The sequence below is a fragment of the Bacillus sp. AFS041924 genome (genome assembly GCF_002577195.1).
In the GTDB taxonomy this organism is placed as follows: Bacteria; Bacillota; Bacilli; order Bacillales; family Bacillaceae_G; genus Gottfriedia.
In genome coordinates this window covers 1-16868 of record NZ_NULG01000031.1, presented here as the reverse complement: position 1 = coordinate 16868, position 16868 = coordinate 1, and the positions used below count along the sequence as shown (strand labels likewise).

Sequence of the window (16868 nt, the reverse complement as noted above, 5' to 3'; positions counted from 1 at the left end):
AGACTGTCTGCCAAATGCTCGCGTCTGTCTGCGCTGTTCATTAATCGTTATGAAACTCTGCACCTCCTCAGACATCGACCTCGAAAGACTGACGTTTACAATCATTCTGAAATTCAAGTTTTTTGGACTTCGTCTACACGCTAAAAGCCAGTACTAATATCTCTTTGATATGACATAAGGAGTACTTAAAATACATAGGATTATGAAGAAAGTATTTATGTGATTTCAATGTACAACTCACGTATTGAAGGGGTTGAAAAGGATGTCTAAATTGAATCCATCTACACGTCTAAAGATTAATCGAGATACTTTTTTTGTACCTGATTCGAATGGAGGTGTCTATTTTAGAAATAATTTAAGTTCATTTCGAATGGAAGGTGCTTCGGTTTATCAGTGGATTGAAAAGTTACTTCCAATGTTTAATGGTGAACATTCACTGGAGCGTTTAACAAATGGTTTACCGGATCAATACCGAGATAGAGTTTTTGAAATTGCTGAGATTTTATATAGTAATGGATTTGCACGGGATGTAAGTAAGGATCGGCCACACCAAATGACTGAGGATATTCTAAGTAAATATGCAAATCAAATTGAGTTTCTAAATTGTTTTGGGGAATCAGGTGCATTTCGCTTCCAAACTTATCGTCAATCTAAGGTATTGGCAATTGGTTCTGGAACAATTGTCACTTCACTAGTTTCAGCATTACTTGAGTCTGGGTTACCTAAGTTTCATCTTCTAGTAACTAATAAGGCAAATACAGATCAAAATCGGATAAAAGAGATAGTGGACAACGCTCGGAAGATGGATGGTGAAGTTGAAGTATTATTTATGGAAAGAAAGAAGCTTTCCTTACAAGAAATTGTAGCAACCTTTGATTCAGTTTTATACGTATCAGAAGAAGACCATGTATATGAACTTAAAATGCTTAATGAGATTTGTAAAAGAGAGAAAAAACGATTTATCCCTGCAATCTCTTCACATAAATTATGTATGGCTGGCCCACTTGTGACGCCAGATTCTGACGCTTGTTTCGAGTCTGCCTGGAGAAGCATTCACCAAAAGATACTTCGTGAAGAAGAAGTCCTTCAACCATTATCATCAATTACTTCTGCAATGCTAGCGAATATAATGGTATTCGAATTATTTAAGGATATTACACAATCACGCGAAACCGAAAAGAATAATCAGGTTTACATTATTAATCAAGAAACGTTAGAAGGTAGCTGGCATACATTCTCGACTCATCCATTAGTGATTAAAAAAGCAAAAGCCAAACTAGTGGATAATTTTGAGGAAAGGCTAGAGGAAATCGTAACGAAAGGTGATCAAAGTGAGCTATTAACATACTTAGGTCAATTTAATTCACAAGAAACGGGATTATTTCACGTTTGGGATGAGGGTGAATTGAATCAACTTCCTTTAGCCCAATGTCGGATACAAGTAGTAGATCCTCTTACTGAAGGTCCAGTAAAACTATTGTCAAGCATGGTATGCACAGAATTAACTCACGAGGAGGCACGAAGAGAGGCGGGACTTACAGGCGTTGAAATGTACGTATCTCAAATAGCTAGGCAACTGATATTGAATTCAGAGACTGATGTAGTAGAGTGCATAGAGCCTCAGGAATACATTGCAATAGCCACAGGTCAAACCTTTTCGGAGAGTATTTGTAGAGCACTACAAAAATATTTGTCTGAAGAACTTAATAAACGAGCGATAGGTCATCAAAATCATGTTCAGATAGTAAATGAAGTAAAAGTTGAAGATGAACGTGCTCAGTTTTATTTACAAACATTAAATACATTACATGAGTCACCAAAAATCGCATTAGGAAAAGAGGTTTGCGGATTTCCAGTAGTCTGGATTTGTACAGAGCAAGGTTGGTATAGAAGTGTTGGTTTAAATAGAACAAATGCCTTACAGGGTGCACTAAAACAAGCTTTAAAAGAGTTGCAAAATAAAACACCACATCTTGCATCAAAAGCGATTGAAAGTTCGTCAGTTATAGTAGAAGAAAAGCAAATACCGAAAATTCTAATTCCTGAATCAAATCAAAGTGAACATACTGATCTATTAATCTCGTCGATCAATAACTTAAAACAGAATAAAATGCAGATGTTAACATTGGAGTTTATGCTAGAACCGATTAATTTAGATGTGCTTGCAGGAGTTTACGGTGTTTTGTTAAGAGAGGTGAACTCGATTTGAAGCCCAAGGTTACCATTTTTGGAGAGGGATTGTTAACGAAGTACGCATCCGAAATTCTTTTAACCAAGTATGAAATAGTCGGGCAGAAGGATTTGGAGTCGCAAGTACAGGAGGATACTAGTTTAATACTTATTTTGGATGATGCGTGGAACCCAAAAGTATATGAAAAAGCAGATGAAATATTTAGAAAAGGGAATGTACCGTGGCTACGTGCGTGTGTTTCATTTGGGGAAGGTGTAATCGGACCTTTAGTACATCCAGGGCAAAAAGGATGTATAAAGTGTGCTGATTTTCGACGTCTAATGGCAGGTAGAGAGCGCAGAGAAATGCTAGAAATTGACCATCAGTTATTGGATAGTGGTACTTTTTCGAATGATGTATGGGGAACAAGAACAGGACTTTTACAAATGGCTTACTTAATTGCAGCTGAAGTGGATAAATTTATGAACGGTAAAGAAACGCGTCTAGAGGAACGGATTTTTTTATTAAATATGAAAACGTTGAAGAGCTCTAATCACTTTTTTTTACCAAACCCTTTATGCCCGATTTGTGGTCAACTAGAAGATGATACTTCTGATTCCGCTATTATTTCGCTTGAGCCTAGTATGAAAATTTCTCCTACTAGTTATCGAAGTCGTTCAATGGATGAATTAAAAAAAGTGTTAGTTAGTGATTATTTAGGCCAAAAGACAGGCTTTTTAAATGGAAAGGCATATGATTTATCCACTCCATTTGCAGATGTGGTCGTAAATCTACCACTACTTCAAGGGGATGAGGGGACGGCAGGACGAACACTTTCATATGAGTCTAGTGAATTAACTGCTATTTTAGAAGGATTGGAAAGATATTGCGGTCTTACGCCCCGAGGAAAAAGGACGGTAGTGCATGATAGTTATAACAAAGTAAAAGATTACGCAATTGATCCCCAAATAGTTGGTACACACTCAAAAGAGCAGTATACTTTGCCAAATTTCCCATTTAAGCCATTTAATCCTAAACGTAAAATAGATTGGGTTTGGGGCTATTCTTTTATGAAGGAAGAGCCGATTCTTGTACCAGAGTTACTATCATACTATAGCCTAGGTTGTGGACACGGCTTCGTGTATGAAACATCTAATGGATGTGCATTAGGAGGAAGTTTAGAAGAAGCTATATTTTACGGAATTTTAGAAATTGTTGAGCGGGATTCATTCTTAATGACCTGGTATGCAAAGCTTCCACTTCCGAGACTTGATCCAAAATCGGCAAATGATCAAGAGCTGGATTTAATGATTGAGCGTATGCGCTTAGTAGGCGGATATGATCTTCATTTATTCAATTCAACAATGGAGAATGGAATTCCAAGTATTGTTGCAATCGCCAAAAATCGGAAAGAAAATGGGTTAAATCTTATTTGCGCAGCAGGTGCTCATCTTGATCCAGTGCGAGCAGTTAAGAGTGCAGTGCATGAGTTAGCGGGAATGATGCTTACATTGGATAAGAAGTTTGATGAAAATTATGCTCAAAATATGAAAATGCTTTTAGATCATACGCTCGTTAAGCAAATGGATGATCACGGAATGTTATATGGTTTACGCCAAGCAGAGGAGCGCTTGAAGTTTTTATTAGATGACAACCGTCCGTTAAGGACTTTTGAGGAAGAATTTAAATGGAATACAAATCATTTAGATTTGACGAATGATTTAAAGGATATTCTTCAAGTATTTAAACAATTAAACCTTGATGTCATTGTAGTTGACCAAACTACACCAGAAATTAAAAGAAATGGGCTGTTTTGTGTTAAGGTCTTAATTCCTGGCATGTTGCCTATGACATTCGGTCATCATCTAAAACGATTGAATGGTCTTGATCGAGTGTTAAACGTTCCTGTAAAAATGGGGTATACGAAGAAGCCGCTAAAGCCGGAGCAGCTCAATCCATATCCGCATCCGTTCCCATAGGTGGTGTCTAGGAGGTTATTTTCGATGAGTTTACAGACATTTCTACACAATCTTCATTTTGATATCGAGAAGGCAAATCAATCAGATTGGGAAGTAGATTGGGAGGATGCGCCATTAACTTATAAGCTTTATAAAGATCTACCTACTATTCCACTCTCACTTAATGTTCCTTTATCTTTAAAAGAGAATAGAGCAAAAATGAAGCCAAATCTAAATGAAATAGGGTATCTTCTATGGTATGTATATGGATTAACTCAAGTTGCCCAAACAGCGATTTCTTCTGGTTCAAATGGAACGGTTAGTATCATGTCTTCAAACCGAAGATTCGTTCCCTCTGGTGGAGGATTATATCCGAATGAATTATATGTATACCTTAAGTGTGAAAACGTATCTTCAGGGATCTATCATTATGATGTAGCTAGACACTGTTTAGTTTTATTAAGGGAAGGAAATTTTGATTCTTACGTTTCAAGAGCTTTAGGAAATAGATGTGAAATCCCTAAATGCTTTTGTACTGTTTTTATATCAACTATGTTTTGGAAAAATTTCTTTAAGTACAATAATTTTTCTTATCGTCTACAAGGGCTAGACTGTGGTGTACTAATGGGACAGATTTTAGAAATGGCTAAACGTTTTGGATTTAAAGCGGGTGTTTATTATCAATTTCTAGATCAGGCTATTAACCATTTAATCGGCCTTCACGAGCGGGAAGAAAGTGTATATAGTACAATTTTGCTTACTATTGAAAAAAATGCCTTATTTTCTAATGAAAATGTAAAAAGTAAAAATTACAATTCCACCGACTTAAGTAAAGAGCTACCGACCGTTTCTCATCAATATTTAGTAAAATCGAAAAGAATTAAAGACTTTCCAATGCTAATTAAAATGAATAAAGTAGCAATGATGGAAACGACCCAAACATTTAGAAAAGTAGACAAAAATGTAAATGTTATAAATAATCGGCAGCGAATAATGCTACCCAAAGTGGAGCGTATATCTTATGATTTAGCCACTGTTTGTAAGGAACGGTTCTCACCAGAAATGGACTTTATTTTACATCCTATTAGTCAACTAAAACTAGCAACACTACTCCAAGAGGCGACAGCATCCTTTTCATATTTAAATGACTTAGATGAATCGTTCAAAAAAAATAAAAACCGACCACAAATCTATTTATGCTTGTATAAAATTGAAGGAATCAACAATGGTGCCTATTACTACGATGATCAAACGCATTCATTAGAACAAATTAAATTAGGTGATCATCGAGTACAGCTTCAAAATGGTATGAATGCTGCCAACGTTAATTTATTCCAAGTGCCAATCTGTCTACATGTAGTAGGAAATAAAGAGCACATAAAATCTTCCCATAGTTATAGAGGATACCGGATCCAACAAATGGAAGCTGGGATGATGGTTCAGCGATTACTAATAGCCGCATCAGCATTAGGATTAGGTGGCCATCCTCTTTTAGGGTACAATGTAAAACTATGCGACGAGTTATATCAATTAGATGAAATCGGAAAAACAAGTTTAATTCAAATTCCAATTGGATATTATCGAAATCGACCTTGGATCCAAGGGAGTCTGCATAGTTAAAAGATATTTAGCTGTTTTATTGTATATTTCTATTGATCATAGATTGATCGAACTAAAAGAGTGCTCGACTTTTATGTGAATTGAAGAGAAACTAAAGACCCCACATCTTCCTTTACATTTAAAAATGATTGGATAATTGATCAGTTCTTTTGTCAATAATGTGAAAGCAAGGACAGTTTAAACATTCTTAGTGTAGAGAACTCCTTAAAAAGTTTCTCTACACTCTTTTTTTGTCTAATTTATCGATCCATTAAGGTGAAGAATTGTTTTTTCTCATAAAACAAACATATAAGCTGCAAGTGCTTAATTTTTGTAAGATTGATAGATAAAAAAGATTTTTACATTTAATTTGGAAATGGACGAAGTTAATTAAGAGGGAATGATTAACAATGAGCTTAACTAATTTGATTTTATTATTTCAAATCCTACTATTAATAATAATGTTCTCCATTACTGACGGGATTTGTTACTTAGCATATAGGTTCATAACATACCTGAAAAATAATCTGTAATAAGGAAAAATCTACAAATAGTAACATAATCTCGAACTTCACTCGACACTAATTCGACATACAAAAGTCTCAGAATTTAGCTATAATAGTACTTTTGAATTAAAATTATATAGTATACTTAACTTAGTTGTTATTTAAATATAAAATAAAAAACCTTTCGAAAGTAGGTTTTTTATTTTTGAAAATATTTAGCGTAAAAATCCCCAAAGAAGAATTGGGGTAATAAAAAACGTATAAAGTAAAAACTGAAGTATAATAATTGGTGCAATTTCTTTAAAATCCTCAGCCCAAAATTTAGCGACACCAGCAGTTATGGCTAGCTCTATTAAGGGGCTAAAAATAATTAACCATTTCATTTTTCTATTCTCCTATATGTTAGATTCGTTGATGAAAAGCTTATTAGAATATATTTATACCTAAAAAAGACATTAATTTGATAAGTTCACTATTTGTTCAATAGTTATCATAAAGTTATATTAACACAATTTTAAAATTGTTATAAATACTATTTATTAACATTACATATAATTAAAAAAAATGTCAGATTATAAAACTTTTTGTATAATTAAATCGTCTATTGTAAGTAAAACAAATTTAAATTAGTTTCTTGTTAAGTTTTTAAACGTTTTAAGGTTGTTTTTTAGTAGTTTGACTTAGTCAATTCATGACAATACTAGAACAGAATAAATAAATCATGTTTTTAAAATTAGTAGCAAAATTTACGAAAACAACCATTTTGAAAAATATAAAAAATAATAGAGGAGAAAAAACTTTGTCCAGAACAGAAAAAAATCGAAGAAGAAAACCAATTTTAGGGATCGCAATTTCTTTAGTATTAGTAGCAGGTGTCGCAGGAACTCTATACAAGCAATATCGAGAAGAACCAAAAACAATCGTTATTAAGAAAAATGCTAAAGTTAAAACAGACATAGTAAAAAATAATAATGTACTTAATTTTCCAGATTATTATAAAACGACAAAAGAAGATGAATCCGGATTATTAGAAGTATTAAACGTTGAATCAAAATTAGTGTTAGTTAATAAAGACCGAAAGCTACCAGATGGCTATGAACCGGACGATTTGATCTACCCATCGATCTCCTTAAATGGAGCGGTTAAAGAAAAGACGAGAATGAGAAGTGAAGCTGGACATGCATTAGAAACATTATTTGCTAGTGCATCTGCAGATGGTTATACATTAACTGCAATTTCTGGATATCGTTCATACGATCGTCAAGTTTCGTTATACAATAATTATCTTTCTACACGCGGAGAAGAATGGACTAAAGCTTACAGTGCATTCCCAGGAACGAGTGAGCATCAGACTGGACTAGCTATGGATGTTTCATCTCCGTCATTTGGTAATGCTTTAGAAGTAGAATTTGCCAATACAAAAGAAGGAAAATGGTTAGCAGAACATGCACACGAATACGGTTTTATTATTCGTTATCCAGAAGATAAAGTAGATCTTACAAACTATCACTACGAACCATGGCATATTCGATACGTCGGAAAAGAATACGCTACTTACCTATACACAAAACATCTTGCACTTGAAGAAGCAATGCCAGCGAAGAAGTAGCATAAAAAGGCATATCCTTATAAATCTTAGGGATATGCCTTTTATTTTTATTTATTAATTAGTGTATTCGCCAAACTTAGTGCTTTACGTGTTTGTTTGCGGTTAAAATAATAGTTAAACAATTCTTTTTCTGATCGATTTATCAAATAAACAAAGCCCAATTTTTTAAAAAATGGTAATGAATAGTCCGCCAAATATTGATGATATTCTTGTTCTTTTTCTGAAATTAAATAGTCTAATAAGGTGAAGATGCTGATATAGAATTTGTCGTTTTTCTGGAAAGCTATTTCGAAACCTTCTTTAATAAGCTGTAATAATTCATCCTTTGGTAATAATTCTCCATAATATGAACTTCGTATATATCCTTCAAGTGAAAGTAAATAGGGAATAGACTCATGATCCTTTAATTTCATAGATTCAAAATAGTATTTTTTCGCTAAACAATAATTGTTCTTACGATAATATTCAAACGCTAAATTATGAAATACTCTTGCTTTTCGGTCTGAAGATTTACAAATTTCACAGCTTTGGATTAATTTTTCAAATCGTTTAATCGTCTCTGAAAATTCTTCATTATCTTTAATTTGTATCAGCATAATCATTTCGGAGTCAATTACACGAAGATAGGAATTGATACTTTTAAAAAACTGACGGGCCTTATCGGCATAAAAATAAGCCAATACAGGTAATTCACTAGAGTGATAAGCTACTGCTAAATGATAATAATATTCCCCATTTGTATATTCTTCGTTATTAATTTCCTTTAAAACTTTAATGGCAAGTAAAGGTTCGTGGTTTGATAAATGGTATATACCCATCACATGTCTAAACAGATTGATTTCATATGGTGATAATTTATGTTTTATTTTTTTTATTTCATCAATGAACTCGTTTGATTCATCAATTAAATTACGCATTAATAAATACCTGATGCGAAGCAGTTTATATTGATTAATATAATTTGAAATTTGAATTAATTCTTCTTGCTCTAGCTCAAAGTTAATTAAATCCATTTCTTCGAACAATTGCATAATAATTACTTCATGCCAATGATCTAAGCGCTTTTTTATATTTTTTAATTTCATATCTTCTTGTTCGATATTTATTCCCAGTCGTTCCGATAAAAGGGTAATAATTTCAGGTGCATATTCTGTTTGTAATCGTTCAATTTTGCTAATATGTGTCCCAGAACATATTCCTTTACCTAATTGTTCTTGAGTCATTTGATATTTTTCACGATAATATCTAATTATTTTACCCTCATACATACGATTAGTTACTCCTTTTAGTAAAGCTTTATTATATAGTTTGAGTAAATGAAAACTATAATTCCCCCAATTTCAAAATACTAATTCGCTTATAAGTATACTAAATGTTATACGCCTGTAATGTATTATAGAAAAACGTCATTAAATATCAGATATTTTAAGTAATTCTGATAATTTTTACGAAAAGTTTATAGAAAAATACATCTACTCTTGAACATCTTAAAAAAATTCCCTCAATTTACCATGTGCTAGAGCTCAAGTACAATTGGTATTAAAGTATTCGAGTTATTTGTACTTTATTTTACACTATTTACTGACGGAGAGGAAAGTAATTGGATAGGTATATTTAGCCATTTCGAAAGAGTTTATGGTGTTCTATATTCCTAGACTTTGAGACTTTCCTAATGATCTGTAAGCTTAATTAATTTAGTAAAAGGAGTGTTTTTCATGAAGAGTAGAAAGAAAAAAATACTAAATGTCATGGCTACCGGTGTATTAGATACAAGTTTTCTTGCATCTTAATTAATACCCCACCAAAAAACTTATGCTATTTCGATTTCTGCAGACTCAATCTTAAAAGAAATAACTGAAGAACAAAAACAGTCTATTAAGTGATTAACTCCACAAGAAGGCTTTATTATTGATCCTGTTTACTATCATTAAAGGATAAGACCGCGCATGACATCGTTGAACTAGCAGATTCATGAAATATAGCCACTATAAAAACCACAAGGAATTCCTTGTGGTTTTACTCATTTTACTTCCATGATTCAATTGCATTTGTTAGTAATGAAGCAAAAACTTTTGCTCCGCTAGGCTTTAAATGTACACCGTCTGATGAAAAGTATGAATTATGATTTGCGCTAGCGCTATACCAGTCTACAACTCTAGTATTAGGGTATCTACTTGAAACTTCTCTTAAAGTTTTATTTACAAAAGACTCCCAAGGTCTAGGAACTCTTGTGTTTACAAATAAAATTTTTCGATCTTTTCCTATTAATTCAATTAGAGAAGACATTTGTTTTCCAGTGAATGGACCATTTGTACCAAGTTCAATGACAACAACATTACCAAGCGAATTTGTGCTTTTAGCTTGTTGAATAATGCCACTAGCTTCAGTAAATTGTCTACCAATTTTGGCGTTTACAAAAAGAGATGAATATGTTTTTTTCAGTTCAGGAATCGCATTAATAACAATAGAGTCTCCAATGATAAATACGCTATCATTTGAATTAACCGATTTATTCGTAACAGCCGGTTTGTTATCGTTATCTTTATTGTTATCCGAAGTTTGGTTGTTACTTGCATTCGGTTTTTCGTCTTCTTTTGTTTGACCATTATTATTTGTCTGATTTTGCTGGTTTGTATGATTTACAACCGGCTTTTCGTCTTGAGCTGCTGGTTTATCATCTTCATTTTGCTGAATTGGCTTAGTTGCTACTTGATCATGATCAACCACATTAGTTGAAGGAGGCTTTTTAACATTGTTTTCAACTGTTTCGGATGATTGTGTTGATACAGATTGAACAGATTCAACTTGCGAACTTGCTTTTGCTCCTTTAGCGTCAGGAAGAGCAGATAATCCGAAGCTTGCGATACCAGATAATAAAATAAAAGTGCTAATCATAACGATATGTTTATAAAAGAATTCTTTTAAATTAATATTTCCTGCGAGGAAGTTCTTCCATAGAATGCCTAGTTTACCTTTTCTTATCGGGTCTTCAATATAGCGATAGGAAAGTGCTGCCAAAACAAATATCAAGGTAACCTGAAAAATGGCTCTTAAAAGTGAAAATTCGCCTGTGTTAACCTTTGAGGAAAATAAAATAATGACAGGGTACTGCCATAAATAGATTCCATAAGAACGTAATCCGATCCATTTCAAAGGTCTCATTGATAGGAATCTACCAATCTTACTTGTAGGGTGAGCAAGTGCTGCAATTAGCATAGCAGCGGAAATAGATAATAGAAACATTCCCCCACGGTAAAGGAAACTATCATATTGATTTGTTTTACCGACCATAAGTAGAAAAATAAATAATCCTGCGATCCCAACTAGATCGATTAAAACTTTTCCAGATGTTGTAACGTTATTTGTAAGCTTTCGACTAGGCCATACTAGAGCTAATGCTGCTCCTATTAATAATGAAAATGCTCTCGTGTCCGTACCGTAATAAACCCTACTAGGATCACTACCAGGATGGAATAAAATAGCCATTAGTAATGCAGAAACAACTGCACCGATTAATGTGAACAAAAATAGTCGATCTTTATTTTTAATATATTTTAAGCCTAATAGAGTAAGGATTGGCCAAATGATATAAAATTGCTCTTCAACGGCTAACGACCAAAAGTGATTTAATAATGATGGATTTGCAAATGATTCAAAATATGAAAGATGATGAAAAATATACCACCAATTACTGTAATAAAATATTGCTGCTACTGAATCTTGTTTTAAATTTCCGATCATAGATGATTTAAATAAAGAAACAAATGCTATAACGATAAGTAGTAATGTAAACATTCCAGGCAACAGTCTTTTTGCACGACGGAACCAAAAACGTTTTAAGTCAATCCGATTATTAATACTCCACTCCGCAATTAAAAGATCTGTAATTAAATAGCCTGAAAGTACGAAAAATACTGTTACTCCTAGGAAACCTCCAGAAGCCCAAGAAAAATTCAAGTGATATGCGATGACTGATAAAACTGCTAAAGCTCTAAGCCCGTCTAATCCAGCCATATAACGAAACTGTTTAGTTGTATTAGACATAATCATAGCCTCTTTGTCTATACATTTTGTAAACGATTTCTCCTTCAAAAAAATGTTTAGCGCTTGTAAAATCCAATTTCTTAACCGTTTGAACCGTTAAGTTCATTACTAATTACCCCTTCCCCTTATAGCTTTTTATGCCAGACTGTTCTATATCTATTTGGCTTATTGAAAAATGTAGTTTGTTTCGCTCAAAAAGAGAGCCAAATCTCTTATCCTGAGAACGGCCCTATAAATTTTTAAAGTTATCTTATATAATGATGACCAACTAAAATGTTTGAAAGAATGTCAGTTGGAATCGTGAATTCAACCACACCCATGTAACCAGGGGCAATTTCATATTTATCAAAAGAAATAACTAATTTATGATCTTTATTTATATAAAAATTTTGATCTTCTTTCATGCTTGTGAAAGGATCGATTGAGTAATCAAGATTTGCTTCCGGTATCCAGTATACCTTATTTTCATCTTTTTTCATCTGCTCATTCATTTGTTCTTTAATATTTTCACTAATTATTTTTACATATGATTTATCTTTAAAAAGAATTGGTAACGATAATAAAATTTCTTTTTTCTTATCAACCGTATCAAACTTCATAGTGGTTGAAGAAGAAGCAGCAGTATTTACAACATATCTTCCGATGGACAAAATGTCCTCGTTATCTGTTTTAACTTCATAACCACTATCAATTCCTAAGTGTGCACCAGAAGTTTCTTTTTTTACGTATTCGATTTCTTTCGTAAATTGATCATAAAGTTCCTTATTTTCATCTAAGTATTTTTTGTTTAAGCTTTGCTCTAAATCTTTATTTTTTAAATTAGTGACGGCAGGGACTTTTAAATTTGCCTTATAGGTTGGTTCATCTAATGTATATTCAGTAAAAGTTAGTACATTAACAACTTTTCCAAGTATTGGGACATTCGATAATGTTTTTGCAAAAGTCGAGCTAGTATTTATTGATAAAACAAATAATGCAGCGGTAACAAAACCTGTCATTGACTTGAAAGGGAATTTTTTTCGCATGGAACGTTTAATTGCTTTTTTAACAATCATGTCCAGATTATCAGGGATAGGGACATTTTTATAGTCCGATCTTAATTTTTCTAATTTTTTATCCAACTAAATAGCCTCCTAAAAATTCATTTCATTTTAATCCGGAGTATTTCTAAAGCTTTATATAAACGAGTCTTTATTGTATTTGGGCTTTCCTGTAAAATTTCAGCAACTTCTTCAATCTTTAAGTCTTCGAAATACCTTAGGACAATTACAGCCCGATATTTAGTCGGTAAAGATTCTAATGATCTTTCTAAATCAATGTCCGCATAATTATCATCTTGTCCTGGAGAATATAACTCAATTGTCTCCTCATCCATTACCGTTATTTTTTTCTGTTTTCTCAAAAAATCTAATGATGTATTTACTACAATTCTATAAAACCAGCTTTTTAAAGATTGTTCGTTTTTCAACTTATCTTTAGAGGAAATGGCTTTTTGAATAGAATCTTGTAATATATCCACAGCATCTTCTGAGTTTTTAACGTAGCTATATGCCAACCGATAAAAATCAGCTTTATTATTAATAATAAAATCTACAAGTTCCTTTTCTAAGGTTGATTTCCCCTTCATTTTTTAAAGAGCTCCTTTATTAAGATACGTATCTAAGAAGGTATACAATTAAAAGACGTATACCCATTCGAAAAAGTTTTATAAAAAGTAAAAAATATTTAAGTGAATTTTTACTAGCTATTAGCCTTGAAATAAGTGGTAAAAATACTCAAAATAGTAGTATGCCGATGCTGGTATATGGACAGTAAGAAATTAATAAAAAAAGTCTGTTAATATATGTTTTAGACGGTTCCAGCGAAAAATAAAAAAGCAAGGATATAAAACCCTTGCCAATTATTTTTCCTAATCACTATATAACCTCATGTACATTACCCTTTGTTTATTCTTTCCTACTTCTTGTTTTTCAATTAATATTTTGCTATTTAGGTGAGATCCTACAGCAACCTTTAATTAGACGTGCACCCAATTCTTTTATTGACCATAAAGTAATATGGGATAAAGAGGAGGGGAAGGTATGTATTCTTATCAACATCCAAACTATTATTATGATTATTATAGACAGGTGGACCCACAATTAGAAGCAGACATTGAAAAAGCGATAAACTTAAAATATAATGCGATCAATTGCCTTGCACAATTATCACAACAAGCACCAGACAATGCTACAAAAGTAGTTATTAATGAAATTCGTGAAGATGATATTAAACACTATCAAGCTTTTCAACAAATTTATCGAATTTTAACTGGAAAAACACTTGATGCAAAGATTACACAAGTCTGTGGCAAAACCTTTAAACAAGGTATTGAAGGTTCATTTATTGGAGAACAATACGATAGTCGTTTTTATTTGAAAATTGCTGACAGCGCAACGAATCAAACCGTTAAAAATATATTTTACCGAGCAGCTATTGAAGATGGCATTCATGCTAATTGGTTTTTATATTACATGATCAAAAATAAATAAACCATAAACGAAGCATTACTTTAAAGTAGTGCTTTTTCTATGAAAAGAATTTAATTTCAAACCATTTCCAAAATTAGTCACAGACAGATTATTTTAAGGCAAATGAATAATGAGGAATCGAGCAGTCTAAAGGTGAAATTGGATATGAACTTTCACCAGGGCTCCAAGGAAAAGGGATCATGCAAGAAGCAATAACAGCAGTGTTAGATTGGTTTTAAAACACTTGAATTACATATTATAAAAGGATCTGTTCAGACTAAAAAGCCAAAATCTATCCAACTTTTAGAGAGATATAATTTTATTAATAAAGGCTTTGTGAATAGAGAATCGTCCAATGAAGAAGATAGACATTCATACTTTTTAGAATTAACGAGTGAAAGATTTTTCGGAAATTAGAGGATTCAATCTATTTTTAAACAAACGTTTGAATGGAAGAGTGCGCTTAAAGATTACCATTAGTTTAGGAGTGCTCTTTTAAATAGGGAGTGTAAAAAAGTAAAAGTGCAAAACTGCAAATGAAAAACGCATCTAGATACTACCCCCATATGAGCCACTAGGTGTGAATGATTTTGTATATTTAAAATATTCAAAAAAAGGGCGCGTGAGATCGGCCCTTTCTAATTTAAATTAACTATTTTTAAATTTTTAGATTGAAGATATTCAATAATTTGAGGCAATGCATCTAAAGATGGTTTAGTTTCGTGGAGTAGAATGATACTCCCAGATTCAGTATGGTTTTTTACATAATGAATAATTGTGTTTGTATTTCGGTTTTTCCAATCCTCAGTATCTTTATTCCATAAGACCATTTTAAATTGGTGTTTTTGCATTAATTCGATAGTTGCCTGATTTTTTGACCCGTATGGTGGTCTAAAAAGAACTGTGTCTTGTTTTGTAATATTTTTTATTAAATTATTTGTTTGAACGAGATCATTTTCTTGGTTTTTAGACGACCGGTTTCCGAAGTTTCTATGGTACATTGAGTGGCTTCCAACTGAGTAACCATTAGAATATGCGTATTCGACACAATCAGGATATCTTTGAACATTTTCTCCAATATAGAAAAAAGTTCCGCCAACTTTGTATTTTTTTAATACATTTACGATTTTCTTCGAATAGATCGATGGACCATCATCGAAAGTAAGAGCAACGCTACCTTTTGGGATACTATAAGAAACCACATTATTTAACTTTACAGTCGGATAAATTGATTGGACTGGTTTATTTTGGTCTTTTTTAATTGCGTATCTAACATCTGGCTCATTTGATTTCACATTCGGTTTGGAGACGTTTTTAATAGAAGATTTTTTCGGATCTTGTTTTTGTTGAGTTAGTTGTTTTTCTGGTACTTTTACGTTTTGTACCTTTGTGACACTTTCAGCTTTTGCTGGCTTTTTACCGCAGAATAAAGATTCTGATAGACAAGTCTGACTCTTATAACCTATGAAAATAATTGATAGAAGACTAATAGCAGCAACAGTAACCCAACCATACAGTTTATATCGTTTAGAGTTATCTTTCTCTTTTTTAGAACTGGATCTAGTAAGGGACAAATAAGGTAGGTCGATTATTATTCGAAGATCCTTCATATTTTTAATAGAATGAAGCTGAAGATGATACTCTTCAGAACAAGTAAAATAGATTTTCTCACTGTCATCATTAGTTGTTTTAGTTACGAAACTATTAAACTGATTTTTATCCTCATCCCACGAACTACATAATGAAAGACTATACTTACAATTTTTGTCAAACATAATTTTTGATTTCAACTGACTGGCGGTTTCGTTGTCAATTTCCCAATGAAGTTCAATTTCTTGATTAAATAATAGGTTAATATGTAAAAAGGATTTATCGAATTTTTGCTCGATTGATAATAGCTCAATAAGTTTTCCATTGTAAATTGACATAACTTCCTCCTATCTTGTGCTGAAATCACTAATTTACATTTATTCTTATACAGCAGATATTAGAAGACCGAACTAAATTTATTTCTTTTGTCATACATTTTTTCTACTGTTTTACTTGAAAAATAGTAGTCTATAAAGAAAAAAATAAGTAAAGATTTTCTCTACTAAGAACAAGTGTTTTATTATTATTAATAGATGTCGAATATTAAATTATCCTTACATTTTAATTGTAAAGTACTGTAAAGAATTGTCAATTGAAGATTTGAAGTTAGTACAAATGGAGTAATTGGATAATTTTGGAAAGAATAAAAAGAACTATTTTATCTGTTTTTTAACGGAAAGTTTATTTTGGTTATTTATGTAAACTTTATCTATATAAATAAGTACTTTGTTGATTTCCACTCTAGGATGCTCGCTTGAGGCCACTGAAAAACCCTATGATTTTTGAAAAAGTCCGATTTCCAAAAATCTCCATCCCCACTTTAGCTATAAAAATCAAGGTTTTTATGGGAATTTACTTTTTCAATGCTGTTGAAAAAAGACT

The 16868-nt window shown here is 32.4% G+C and carries 11 protein-coding genes; 5 read left to right on the top strand and 6 right to left on the bottom strand.

Going from position 1 to position 16868, the window contains the following annotated elements:
• Positions 1-262: 262 nt before the first annotated feature.
• Genes COC46_RS11045 through COC46_RS11035 form a run of 3 tightly spaced genes read left to right on the top strand, consistent with a single transcriptional unit; the run spans position 263 to position 5748 of the window.
• The gene (locus COC46_RS11045; protein WP_098809769.1) at positions 263-2209 is read left to right on the top strand and encodes a putative thiazole-containing bacteriocin maturation protein; all 1947 of its coding nucleotides are present in this window, start codon (positions 263-265) and stop codon (positions 2207-2209) included.
• Entirely contained in the window at positions 2206-4149 is a 1944-nt protein-coding gene (locus tag COC46_RS11040) for a TOMM precursor leader peptide-binding protein (RefSeq protein WP_098809768.1), read from the top strand. Before COC46_RS11045 ends, COC46_RS11040 begins: the two co-directional genes overlap by 4 nt.
• 24 nt (positions 4150-4173) lie before the next feature.
• On the top strand, positions 4174-5748 hold the full coding sequence (locus tag COC46_RS11035) for a SagB family peptide dehydrogenase (protein ID WP_098809767.1): 1575 nt from the start codon (positions 4174-4176) through the stop codon (positions 5746-5748).
• A 700-nt stretch (positions 5749-6448) separates the two neighbouring features.
• Here the strand turns inward: COC46_RS11035 and COC46_RS22180 are convergent.
• Positions 6449-6616 (bottom strand): hypothetical protein, encoded by a 168-nt coding sequence (locus tag COC46_RS22180; RefSeq protein ID WP_176545128.1) that lies wholly within the window; start codon positions 6614-6616, stop codon positions 6449-6451.
• Positions 6617-7032: 416 nt separating this feature from the next.
• Between COC46_RS22180 and COC46_RS11030 the strand changes: the two genes are divergently transcribed.
• Complete coding sequence (locus COC46_RS11030; RefSeq protein WP_255294874.1) at positions 7033-7842, top strand: M15 family metallopeptidase; 810 nt, start codon at positions 7033-7035, stop codon at positions 7840-7842.
• 47 nt (positions 7843-7889) lie between these two features.
• Here COC46_RS11030 and COC46_RS11025 read toward each other — a convergent pair whose 3' ends face one another.
• The 4 genes from COC46_RS11025 to COC46_RS11010 form a co-directional block, all read right to left on the bottom strand.
• Complete coding sequence (locus tag COC46_RS11025; RefSeq protein ID WP_098809765.1) at positions 7890-9110, bottom strand: helix-turn-helix domain-containing protein; 1221 nt, start codon at positions 9108-9110, stop codon at positions 7890-7892.
• A gap of 757 nt (positions 9111-9867) precedes the next feature.
• Positions 9868-11886, bottom strand: coding sequence for an acyltransferase family protein (locus COC46_RS11020; RefSeq protein ID WP_098809764.1), 2019 nt, complete (start codon positions 11884-11886; stop codon positions 9868-9870).
• A 245-nt stretch (positions 11887-12131) separates the two neighbouring features.
• On the bottom strand, positions 12132-13007 hold the full coding sequence (gene rsiV / locus COC46_RS11015) for an anti-sigma-V factor RsiV (RefSeq protein ID WP_218012459.1): 876 nt from the start codon (positions 13005-13007) through the stop codon (positions 12132-12134).
• A 20-nt stretch (positions 13008-13027) separates the two neighbouring features.
• On the bottom strand, positions 13028-13513 hold the full coding sequence (locus tag COC46_RS11010) for an RNA polymerase sigma factor SigV (protein ID WP_098809763.1): 486 nt from the start codon (positions 13511-13513) through the stop codon (positions 13028-13030).
• Between the two features lie 454 nt (positions 13514-13967).
• Here COC46_RS11010 and COC46_RS11005 point away from each other — a divergent pair, with 454 nt between their 5' ends.
• A complete protein-coding gene (locus COC46_RS11005) occupies positions 13968-14417 on the top strand; it encodes a ferritin-like domain-containing protein (protein ID WP_098809762.1) in 450 nt (149 codons plus the stop codon).
• A 617-nt stretch (positions 14418-15034) separates the two neighbouring features.
• Here the strand turns inward: COC46_RS11005 and COC46_RS11000 are convergent.
• Complete coding sequence (locus COC46_RS11000; protein ID WP_098809761.1) at positions 15035-16324, bottom strand: polysaccharide deacetylase family protein; 1290 nt, start codon at positions 16322-16324, stop codon at positions 15035-15037.
• Positions 16325-16868 lie beyond the last annotated feature (544 nt).